The sequence below is a fragment of the Pedobacter nototheniae genome (assembly GCF_032678625.1).
Classification (GTDB): Bacteria; Bacteroidota; Bacteroidia; order Sphingobacteriales; family Sphingobacteriaceae; genus Pedobacter; species Pedobacter nototheniae_A.
Genome location: NZ_JAVTSO010000010.1, coordinates 103,239 through 115,590 on the forward strand (window position 1 = coordinate 103,239; position 12,352 = coordinate 115,590).

General features: G+C 36.9%; 7 protein-coding genes. 5 read left to right on the plus strand and 2 right to left on the minus strand.

Annotated features, from left to right (window positions below; translation table 11 throughout):
• Positions 1-101: 101 nt before the first annotated feature.
• Positions 102-2,522, minus strand: a complete 2,421-nt coding sequence (locus R2Q77_RS20480) for a gliding motility-associated C-terminal domain-containing protein (protein ID WP_316805571.1) — start codon at positions 2,520-2,522, stop codon at positions 102-104.
• 436 nt (positions 2,523-2,958) lie between these two features.
• Between R2Q77_RS20480 and R2Q77_RS20485 the strand changes: the two genes are divergently transcribed.
• From R2Q77_RS20485 to R2Q77_RS20505, 5 genes are all read left to right on the plus strand, one after another.
• Positions 2,959-4,248 carry a folylpolyglutamate synthase/dihydrofolate synthase family protein gene (locus tag R2Q77_RS20485; RefSeq protein ID WP_316805572.1) on the plus strand — a complete coding sequence of 430 codons (1,290 nt, stop codon included), beginning with the start codon at positions 2,959-2,961 and terminating at the stop codon, positions 4,246-4,248.
• A 125-nt stretch (positions 4,249-4,373) separates the two neighbouring features.
• Positions 4,374-6,032, plus strand: coding sequence for an alkaline phosphatase PafA (gene pafA, locus R2Q77_RS20490; RefSeq protein WP_316805573.1), 1,659 nt, complete (start codon positions 4,374-4,376; stop codon positions 6,030-6,032).
• Between the two features lie 46 nt (positions 6,033-6,078).
• A complete protein-coding gene (locus tag R2Q77_RS20495) occupies positions 6,079-6,447 on the plus strand; it encodes a VOC family protein (protein WP_316805574.1) in 369 nt (122 codons plus the stop codon).
• A gap of 132 nt (positions 6,448-6,579) precedes the next feature.
• Positions 6,580-9,969, plus strand: coding sequence for a methylmalonyl-CoA mutase family protein (locus R2Q77_RS20500; protein ID WP_316805575.1), 3,390 nt, complete (start codon positions 6,580-6,582; stop codon positions 9,967-9,969).
• A 1-nt stretch (position 9,970) separates the two neighbouring features.
• Positions 9,971-10,903: an MBL fold metallo-hydrolase gene (locus R2Q77_RS20505; protein ID WP_316805576.1), complete on the plus strand. Its 933-nt coding sequence runs from the start codon at positions 9,971-9,973 to the stop codon at positions 10,901-10,903.
• Between the two features lie 60 nt (positions 10,904-10,963).
• Here R2Q77_RS20505 and R2Q77_RS20510 read toward each other — a convergent pair whose 3' ends face one another.
• The gene (locus R2Q77_RS20510) at positions 10,964-11,944 is read right to left on the minus strand and encodes an acyl-ACP desaturase (RefSeq protein ID WP_316805577.1); all 981 of its coding nucleotides are present in this window, start codon (positions 11,942-11,944) and stop codon (positions 10,964-10,966) included.
• Positions 11,945-12,352: the final 408 nt, after the last annotated feature.

Consider the following 12,352-nt stretch of genomic DNA (forward strand, 5'->3'; position numbering starts at 1 on the left):
AATATATGAAAAAGGGCGGATAATCATCCGCCCTTTTTCATATATGCCATTTGCATCTATCAAGTTTACCTAAAAACTTCAAGTCAATAGCATTAAATAAATTATCGAATTAAGGTTACCGATCCTTTTTTGGTTATTCTTTTATTCTCTTGCGTGGTAAACGATGCAATCCAAAAATAAGTACCTACAGGAACTGGTTGACCTTTATAATCTCCATTCCAGGCATCGTATAATTTATTTGCAGAAAAGATAATTACCCCTCTCCTATCAAAAATCTGCAGCTGAAAATTAAAGGCCCTACTTCCTTCTTTCGCTTTAAAACTATCGTTTACATTATCCCAGTTAGGGCTAAAAGCGCTCGGGAACTCAACGTCGTTACAAGCTTCAGTTTCTAAAATGACATTAAGCTCATCTACAATACACCCGTTAAGTTTCAATATTGAAAATGTATAATTGCCCTCATATAAACTAGAAAAAACATAATTACCAGGATAAACTACGCCGTTATACCTAATGTTATAATCTGCAGAACGATTGCCAATAGAAAATGAAATTTCACCAGTTAAATCGCAAACAGGGTTTTTGGCATTAACTATAGTAAACGGCTTGGTTAAAGAATAATCCGGAACTATAACAGTCCTGTATGTTGATGGAGCACCACCTGAAGCCTTTACTTCAATATTATAGCTACCGGGACTAAGCGTATTAAAAACCCCTGAGCTATTGATTACTGTATTATTAAGTATAAAAGTATATGTCTCTGGAATGGGCGGGCAATTAATTTTGATAATGCCTTTATTGAGCACATTACATTCGGCAAGTATTTCGATCCCATTTATAACAATTGGGCAAGGTTCATAAACCAGTTCGGTATCATACTCATCTATTAAACACCCATCCTTGTTAATCACAACAAAATGGTAATTTCCAATCTCTAAATTATTGAATAAATGATCGTATGGTAAAATATCATTTTTAAACTTTATTTTATAAGATTCACTTCCCAAAACAGGATCGAATTTAATACTGCCCTTTAAGACACAGACAGGATTGACTTTTGTAAAAGTGATTTGAGGTTGTAATTGTTTATAATTGGGTACAATTGCAGTAGTTTCAAATTCATCTTCATCAGAAATAATTTTAATATTATATGTTCCGGGAGTTAAATTTTTAAATATTCCCGTCGCATTTGTTATATTATTATTTAAGGTATAAGTGTAGGCAGCAGTATGTGGTTTAGTTAAAACAGTAATTACCCCCTTATGGTAAACATCGCATTGTTGCACTACCTCCGCTTTATCAAATTGAATTTTACATTTATCCTTGCCAACAACAAGATCTAAATCATCAACCTTACATCCGTTTTTATTTATAATTTCGAAATGATATGTTTTACCACTTATCAAATTAGAAAAGGTGTTATTTAACGGAAACAACTTCCCCTCATATTTAATCTGGTAAGTGCTACTTTGTTCAGGTGTTTTAAAAGTAATTTCACCAAGGGTTTCGCAAAGCTGATTTTTGATTTGCCAGCTATAATCTGGTTTTATTAAATTAAATTCAGGAACATCTACTGTTGTGGTGTATGCATCCGATGCGGAACTAATGGAAAGTGTATATTGTCCTTTTGGTAAACTGACAAATTTACCCGTTGTATTGGTAACACCATTTAAGGTATAGGTAAAATCTTCAATATGTGGTGCAGTAAGAATATCTACGTTTGCGGTGTTCCCCGTGAGGCAGTCCTGTGTGATATCCACTTTATCCAATTCTATTCCTATTATACTACCATCTTCCACCATACTTGCCGCGTCTAAAACGGTGTAAGGAAGTGTACCTACAACACCAACTACTTTTTGATTCTCTATATCAAATTCAATAATGTTGGTTTGAGAATTATTAACATTTTCCAATCCATAAACAGTGTTTTTTCTAAGGCCCTTAGAAACGCTCACGATTCCATAAACCAGCTTATTATCTGTTAATGGAATATGGAGTGTACTTTTATTAGGTTCTTTAATATTTACCTTAACTATCCCTTGAGCCGCCGCCATATAAAGCTCCTTTTTATAAAAACACATATCGCCCATCGGAAAATAATTGAGCGGCCCCAAAATATCTGTTTTTCCGTTATTGATATCGGTAGCAAATAGAAAAGTAGAGCAATAATATAATTTATTATCGGAACCGAGTGTAAGCGAATTTGAATAAGCCATACTCGGAAATAAGCGCCTGCAATTTTCTATGCTGCTTTCCTTCACATCTGCAGCATAGATACCAGAACTTCCGAGCCAAAACAGATTATCCCTATTCATAGCGATTGAAAAATACTGATCGCCAGGTGCGCAATCTGTTATTTTAGTCGATTTTACTCCTTCATCTGTAATTTCTACTTTATAAATACAACTTCCACCAGGAGCGTAATTCGGATTAATTATAGAGCTTACATAGAAAGTTTGTGCCGTTAGCTTGAAGAAACAGACAAGAAGCACGATGAGTACTAAACTAAATTTATTGATCACTATTGAAGAGAACTGTTAATATAAAGGCCAAATATAGTCAGATTATTGCTCAAAAAATTAAGTTGTTTTTTATTCTTTTTTACCATTACGCCATTAACAATTTCTGGTTATTTCTCCTGCCTATTACAATATCTCTAAAGCCATGAAAACACATATCTTCTTCCCCATGGTATGTGGTTCAGTACCATCGCAAAAAAACAAAACGAAAATAAATACCCATCTTATCATTATCGAACTGATTGATGCATCACCAAACTCGGCGTAGTTAGTCAGGAAATATTTTCCTGATCGTATGAGCTGAGGATTTTTAATCCTCTTTGGGGAACCCTTAAAAATTTTAAAGGTCTACTTAAGTCTGTGTTCGTCTATTATACTATAAAATCTCTCTCATTTTGTTCCATAATAATAATTGTCGGCTTATATTTGAAGCATAATTATGAACTACCAGCAAACGCTTGATTTTTTATACACTAAACTACCAATGTTTACCCGTGTAGGTGCATCGGCATTTAAAAAAGATCTAACCAACACTATAGCCCTTTGCGAAGCATTAGATAATCCGCAAAACAAATTCAAAACCATACACGTAGCTGGCACAAATGGCAAAGGCTCAACATCGCATATGCTGGCGTCAGTTTTACAAGCACAGGGTTATAAAACAGGCTTATACACTTCCCCCCACTTAAAAGATTTCCGTGAGCGTATCCGTATAAATGGGAAAATGATGGCTAAAACCGAAGTTTGTTCCTTTGTGCAGCAGCAAAAACAACTGATCGAAAAATTAGAACCTTCATTTTTTGAAGTTACAGTTGCAATGGCTTTCGATTATTTTGCCAAACACGAAGTAGACATTGCTGTTATTGAAGTTGGTTTAGGTGGTCGTTTAGATTCTACAAATATAATCACACCTGAAATTTCGGTAATCACGAATATTAGTATGGATCATACCAATATGCTTGGCAATACCTTAACTGAAATTGCCGGAGAAAAAGCTGGCATTATCAAGAGAGGCATTCCTGCTGTAATTGGCGAAACGCAAAATGAAAGCAGCGTTGTATTTATAAATAAAGCTAAAGAAACCGGTTCAGAAATTATTTTTGCAGATCAGCAGCTAAAAGCTAAAAATATAGCTGTAAAAAACGGCAAGCTTTCTTTATCTGTTTACCACGAAAATGATTTAAAGTACAATAAGCTCCAAAGTGATCTGACTGGAATTTATCAGCCCAAAAACATCATAACTGTATTAGAAACTTTAGAGATATTAAATCAAAAAACACAAATAAAAACAAATACTGAAGGTATTTACAATGGACTTAAGCAAGTTAAAAAACTAACAGGCCTGCAAGGCAGATGGCAAACGCTTGGTAAAAATCCATTAATCATATGTGATACCGGGCACAACGAAGCAGGCATAACCGAAGTTGTTAAGAATATTGGTTTAACACCCTACAAAAATTTACATTTCGTATTTGGTATGGTAAAAGATAAGGACATTTCAAAAGTACTGTCTTTATTACCCAAAGAAGCGACTTATTATTTTTGTAAACCTGATTTAGAAAGAGGCCTGGCTGCTGATGAACTAAGGCAACAGGCAGCGGCATTTGGTTTAAAGGGTGATGTGTTTAATTCAGTTGCAGAAGCAAAGGCAGCTGCAGTTTCAAATGCAGTAAAAGAAGATTTAGTTTTTATTGGCGGAAGTACCTTTGTGGTGGCAGAATCGATATAAAATCTTTACAATAACTTCAAAGATACTTCATCCAAAAGTTGTTACTTTAGCCTTTTAACAAAAGTAAATAACCACTTGTTAAGTCGCCAATTACTTTTAACCACTATATAATAACATACAATAGAATGAAAAAAACCGCTTACTTATTCTTTTCTCTTTCCGTTTTTTCGCTTTCAGTAGCCATCGGACAAACGAAAAAAACAGTTGCTGCACAACCCAAAACTTATCCGGCAGAAGTCGCCCGTCCGAAGTTAGTTGTAGGTTTAGTTGTAGATCAAATGCGCTGGGATTATTTATACCGTTACTACAACCGATATACGAACGGTGGTTTTAAAAGGTTAATTAACGACGGTTTTTCTGTTGAAAACACCTACATTCCTTATACTCCAACTTATACTGCTTGCGGCCACACTTGTATTTATACAGGTTCAGTTCCTGCAGTTCATGGTATTATTGGTAACGATTGGTACGACCCGGAGACAAAAAAGAATATGTATTGCACGCAGGATACTTCGGTAGTAACTGTTGGCAGCACGCCTTCTTCGGAGGGAGAAATGTCGCCTAAAAATATGTTAACAACAACCATTACTGATGAATTGAGACTGGCAACCAATTTCAGAGGAAAAGTAATTGGGGTTTCGCTAAAAGATAGAGGTTCTATTCTTCCTGCAGGCCATGCGGCAAATGCAGCTTACTGGTATCAGGGCAGCACCGGCAACTGGATTACCAGTAGCTATTATATGAAAGAAGTTCCAACCTGGATAGCAGATTATAATAAGCTGAAACTTGCAAACAAGTTTTATGCTAAAAACTGGGAAACACTTTACCCAATTAACACCTATGTGAACAGCACCGGCGATGAAAAAGCATACGAGGGAAAAAACAGTACTTTCCCCCATAATCTTACTCAGTTCGTTGATCGTAATTTCGATGCCATCAGAAGTACACCTTACGGCAACACCATTACGCTTGATTTAGCTAAACTGGCTATTCTTTCAGAAGATTTAGGTCAGGATAATATTACCGATTTTTTAGCCGTTAGTTGTTCTGCTACCGATTATGTAGGTCATGCTTATGGTCCAAACTCTATTGAAGCCGAAGATACTTATTTACGTTTAGATAAAGATTTTGAAGAGTTTTTCAATTACCTTGATAAAAAAGTTGGTAAAGGAAACTACATGGTTTTCTTAACTGCAGATCACGGTGCAGCACACGTTCCGGCTTTTATGCAGGAGAATAAATTACCTGGCGGAGTAGTTAGCGATAAAGAAATTGCCAGCAAATTAAATGCTTACCTGAATGATAAATTTAAGGTGAACAACATCGTTTTAAAATCTCAAAATAACCAGATCATTTTTGACCATGATAAAACCGATAACGGTACTGTAAGTTTTGATGTAATTAAAGCTGCATCTGTTGAATTTCTTAAAAGATTAGATGGATTTGCAAATGCAGTTGACATTTCTAAAATCTCATCAAGCACTTTACAACAAATTCAGAAAACAATGATTACAAATGGATATAACGCCCGCAGAAGTGGCGATATCTATTACATTCTGAATCCAAACTGGTTTAATGGCGGCCCAACAGGTACTACCCATGGCAACTGGAACCCTTACGATTCGCATATTCCATTAGTATTTATGGGTTGGGGAATTAAACCAGGCGCCTCTAATAAAACGCACTACATGACGGATATTTCAGCAACTTTGGCTGCACTACTCCACATTCAAATGCCGAGCGGCTGCGTTGGAGAACCCATTACAGAAATCACAAACAAATAATTTTAAAACTATGCCCCATAAGGCATAGTTTTTTTATTTTAATATCATGTCGAAATATATAGCAAACCGACTTACTCCGATGCTGGAATCTCATGATATGCCAGCTACGCTAAAATTCTACACAGAGGTTTTAGATTTTAATTGTGACGCTAAATCCGATGATTTAAGTTGGCTAATCCTTGTGAAGGATGAAATAGAAATTATGTTCAGCGCCCCCAACGCGCATCGTAATATGCCCAAATCCATCATGAGTGGTTCATTATACATCAACACTAACGAAGTGGATATCCTCTGGGAGTTCTTAAAAGATAAGTGTAAAGTCTGCTATCCAATTGAGGAGTTTGAATACGGCATGAGAGAGTTTGCCATATATGATAACAATGGCTATTTATTGCAATTTGGCCAGGAAATATAGTGAACCAAAAGCCATAATGGTTTAGGGTATTCGCTGTGGTAAACTACTTATTTTAGTACATTTGTACCTACCAAATATATTTGGAAACAAGGATCAGTAATGTTTATATGCTGATGCTTAAAATCCTTTAACATGCAACAAGTAGAAATATATAAGCCTAAAAACAAAATCCGATTTGTAACAGCTGCATCGCTTTTCGATGGTCATGATGCAACCATCAACATTATGCGCCGTATTCTTCAATCATCAGGAGCCGAAGTGATCCACTTAGGACATAACCGTTCTGTAGATGAAGTTGTGAATTGTGCCATACAGGAAGATGTTCAGGGTATAGCCATGACATCCTATCAGGGCGGGCACATTGAATATTTTAAGTACATGTACGATCTTTTACAGGAACGGGGATCAGGACACATTAAAATATTTGCCGGTGGCGGAGGGGTTATTCTACCTGTCGAAATTGAAGAACTACAAGCCTACGGGATTTCTAAAATCTATTCTCCCGATGACGGAAGAAAAATGGGTTTGCAAGGCATGATTAATGATATGCTTCGCCAAACCGATTTCGTAACCAAAACCAGCATAACGGAAGAACTAAAAACCATTCCGAAAAAAGACATAAAAGCAATTGCAGGTGCCATTACCGTTGCAGAAAATGATCCTGAAGGTGCACAAGCCTTTGTGGATGAACTAAAAAAAATATCAAAGAATAATAAAGCGCCAATTTTAGGCATTACCGGAACAGGTGGGGCTGGTAAATCATCGTTGGTAGATGAGTTGGTGAGACGCTTTTTAGTAGAAGTTAAAGATAAAACGCTTGCCATTATTTCTGTTGACCCTTCTAAAAGAAAAACAGGAGGTGCTTTGCTTGGCGATCGTATCCGCATGAATGCCATTAACAATCCCAGGGTTTACATGCGCTCTTTAGCTACCAGACAGGCTAATTTAGCTTTATCTAAAAACGTACAGGAAAGTATCGACATTTGTAAAGCAGCGGGTTACGACTTAATTATTGTTGAAACTTCCGGTATTGGCCAGTCTGATACAGAGATTACCGAACATTGTGATGTTTCTTTGTATGTAATGACGCCAGAGTTTGGGGCCGCAACCCAACTGGAAAAAATAGATATGCTCGATTTTGCCGACCTGGTAGCCATTAATAAATTCGATAAAAGAGGTGCATTAGATGCCTTGCGTGATGTAAGGAAACAATACAAACGCAACCACAATATTTTTGATGCTAAAGACGAAGAAATTCCTGTTTACGGAACTATGGCATCACAATTCAATGACCCCGGAATGAATAATCTGTTTGTTGCTTTAATGAATCAAATTAAAGTTAAAACAGGTGCCGATTTCCATGCAAAAATGGAGCTTACCGCCGATCAGTCTGAAAAAATTTATATCATTCCGCCAGATCGCATCAGGTATTTGGCAGAAATTGCAGAAGCAAGTCAAAGCTATAATGAATGGGTAGACAAGCAGGCTGGTATTGCCCGCAAAATGTATCAGCTTAAAGGCGTAATCGATTTGCTAAACGACTCCAGCTTACAAAAAACCGGAACATCCTTCCCTGCCGCCGATGGACTGGAAGATGCCTATTCCTTTTTTGAAGAGCAATTAGATGGCGAATGCAGACGGTTGCTCCGTCAATGGCCCGAAACGAAAAGAAGTTACAAGCAAGAGTTTTTTATTTATAAAGTTCGGGATAAGGAAATTAAACAACCGCTTTACTACGAATCTCTTTCCAAGTTAAATATCCCGAAGGTTTCTTTGCCACGATATGAAGATTGGGGAGATATCCTTCGTTGGTTATTAACCGAAAACCTACCGGGCGAATTTCCTTATGCAGCGGGTGTATTCCCTTTAAAAAGAGATGGAGAAGATCCAACCAGGATGTTTGCCGGAGAAGGCGGACCGGAAAGAACAAATAAACGTTTTCATTATGTATCGTTAGGACAACCGGCGCACCGTTTGTCTACAGCATTTGATTCAGTAACCTTGTATGGAGAAGATCCACATATCCGTCCTGATATTTATGGTAAAATTGGCAATTCAGGAGTTAGCATCGCCACTTTAGATGATGCAAAGAAACTGTATTCAGGATTTGATCTTTGCGCGCCTTCAACATCGGTATCTATGACCATAAATGGTCCTGCACCAATGCTTTTAGGCTTTTTCATGAACGCAGCTATTGATCAGCAATGTGAAAAATACATTATCGAAAATGCATTGGAAGAAGAGGTAAAAGCCAAAATTGATGGTATTTATCAAGCTAAAAAGATGGAAAGACCATCGTATAATAGCACGCTTCCTGAAGGTAATAATGGTTTGGGGTTAATGCTTTTAGGTGTTACAGGAGATCAGGTTTTGCCGGCTGATGTTTATGCTAAAATAAGGGCTTACGCCATTAGTTCGGTAAGAGGAACTGTACAGGCCGATATTTTAAAAGAAGACCAGGCTCAAAATACCTGTATTTTTTCTACAGAATTTGCGCTTCGCATGATGGGCGATATTCAAAAATATTTTATTGACGAAAAAGTAAGAAATTTCTATTCTGTATCCATTTCAGGTTACCACATTGCCGAGGCTGGTGCCAATCCAATTTCTCAGCTTGCCTTCACCTTGAGTAATGGTTTTACTTTTGTTGAATATTATCTAAGCCGAGGCATGCACATTGATGATTTTGCACCTAACCTTTCATTCTTCTTCTCTAATGGTATAGATCCCGAATATGCAGTAATTGGTCGTGTTGCAAGGCGAATCTGGGCCAAAGCCATTAAAAACAAATACAAAGGAAACGATCGTTCGCAAAAATTAAAATACCACATTCAAACCTCAGGACGTTCACTCCATGCGCAGGAAATTGATTTTAATGATATTAGAACAACTTTACAGGCACTTTATGCCATTTACGATAACTGTAATTCTTTGCACACCAATGCATACGATGAAGCCATTACGACCCCTACTGAAGAATCTGTTCGCCGTGCAATGGCCATACAATTAATCATCAATCGCGAACTGGGTTTAGCTAAAAATGAAAATCCTCTACAAGGCGCTTTCATTATTGAAGAGCTGACTGATTTAGTTGAAGATGCAGTATTGGCCGAGTTTAAACGAATTAATGATCGTGGAGGTGTTTTAGGTGCTATGGAAACCATGTATCAACGTGGTAAAATACAAGAGGAAAGTTTGTATTACGAAACTTTAAAGCATACTGGAGAATATCCTATTGTTGGTGTTAATACTTTCCTTAATAAAAATGGTTCGCCAACTATTGTTCCCGGTGAAGTGATCAGAGCAACTGAAGAAGAAAAACAATACCAGATTGAAGCGCTAAAACAGTTTCAAAATAGAAATGAAGATAAAACTTCAACCGTATTAAAATCATTGCAAAAATCAGCAGTTGCAGGAGATAACATTTTCGAACAATTGATGGAAGTTTGCAAAATTTGTTCTTTAGGACAAATTAGCAACGCACTTTACGAAGTGGGTGGACAATACCGTAGAAACATGTAAAATGGCTTTTAGAAAAATAATTATTGCATTATTGTTCTTAATGCTGCAAACAAAAGTATGGTCGGCAGAAGAGCCTAAGTCTAATTATATTATTGTGCTGGGTATAGCTCAGGATGGCGGTTACCCACACATGGGCTGTGAGAAGAACTGTTGTAAAATGGCGTGGAAAAATCCAGGATTGAGAAAAAATGTAGTTTCTTTAGCCCTGGTTGATCCTGTTAATAAAAAGTGGTGGTTATTTGAAGCTACGCCAGATATTAAGCAACAGTTTCAGGATTTTAAATTGCAAACCAAGGGGCAATACCCCTACCTTCCTGAAGGTGTTTTTATTACGCACGCGCACATAGGCCATTATACTGGCTTAATGGAATTCGGTCGTGAAGTAATGTCTACGAATAAGCTTAAAGTATACGTGCTCCCAAAATTAAAATCATTTTTAGAGCAGAATGGTCCATGGAGCCAATTGGTAAAACTCAATAATATTGATTTGATTCAACTTAGTCCAGATAAACCAGTTTCTATTATGAATAATGCTGTAACCGCATTTACAGTTCCACATCGCGATGAATATTCAGAAACTGCAGGCTTTAAAATTGTAACCCCAACAAAAAAGTATCTTTTTATCCCTGATGTAGACAAGTGGAATAAATGGGAGAAAAACATTCTAACTGAAGTAAAAAACGTAGATGTTGCTATGATAGACGCAACCTTTTATGCCAATACAGAACTTGGGAACAGATCAATGAGCGAAGTTCCGCACCCCTTGGTTATGGAAACTGAAAAGTTATTTCAAGCCGAAGATTTAAAAACAAAAAATAAAATTTATTTTATTCACTTTAACCACACGAACCCATTACTTTGGGATTCAAAGGCTCAAAAACAAGTAGTCGAAAATGGGTTCAACCTTGCTACTCAAGGCCTGGTGATTTATTAAAAAATTCTTTATAAAAGAAAAGCCCCGATTTTATCGGGGCTTTCAATATGAGTTAAATATTTAACCTGCTATCCAGGTAAATTTGTAATCAATCGTTGGGTTTTTCATGCGTTCAGCTACGCGCAATAACCGCGAAGGTAAGTTCATAATGTAATCACGGGCTTTTTCGCCAGCCTCATTTAAATCACGCATGCCTTCAATTTTCCAGTCGATAATTAACTGTTGCATAATTTCAACATAATCCACAGCAGTATATACACCTAAACGTTGGGCTGCATCTGTAAAATGACCAAATGTTTGGCCAATTTTCAAGCCCACTTCACGTAAAAAGTGCGCCGGCATTACAATTTTTTTACGCATCATGTCTTCAAAAGCAAGCATAGCCTCATTAGGATCAACCTCAAAAATACGGTTCATAAAATCCTTATAAGCTTTAGCATGTCTCGCCTCATCAGAAGCAATTACACCGCACATTTTAGACAACAAGGCATCCCCATCTTTTTTGGCTAAAGAAGCTACCCTTCTGTGCGAAATATTAGTTGCCAATTCCTGGAAACTGGTGTAAATAAAGTTACGGTAAGGATCATGTCCTGTACCAATATCGAAACCATCAGCAATCAGGTATTGTGTTGATATTTCCATCTGGCGCATATCAACACGGCCAGATAAGTATAAATATTTATTTAAAAGATCGCCATGACGATTTTCTTCAGCAGTCCAATGACGAACCCATCTCATCCATCCACCTTGCTCATCACCACTATGCCCTTCAACCATGGCCAACCACGATTCATAAGTTGGTAAAGCCTCTTCTGTAATGGTATCACCGACCAAAACAGCAACTAAATCATAAGAAAGATCTTTAGCGTTATCCCTTAAAATTCTAATATCCTGATAAAATGTTTCGCTTGTAGAATCCGGTAAGAAATCAGATGGCTGCCAGTTAGTATCAATTGGTTTAAGATAGGTATCCATCATCTCCAGCATATATTTTTCAATATGCAACATCACTTCCCTTCTTTTTTCTGCAAAAAAACTCATTGTTGTGTTTATATATTTGTTATTGTCAAAGATAACCAAATAATGTGGCAAACCTCATTATATTAACACATTTGCACATAATCAGTTTTAAAAATATTCATTATCACATTCTTATACACCAAGTTGTGATTTAAATCAATATAATCTTTCTAAGGCGGTATTATAAATTAAATATATCCATTTTCTAAAACTGGATCAAACCTAATAATTATCCCTTTAACTATATCGTGTTCCTTTTAATAAGGAAACGTGTGTTGGTGTTTCATGGCTGCTGTTAAGCCAGCCAAAAAGGATTTTCGTGACGGTCAGGTTTAGCTTGCAACGGCCGGGTGTAGAGATGGAATTTCTGGCAATGGCATTACAGGAAACCCTGCAAACCAAGAAAACCCTGCAACCTTAGTTACAGGG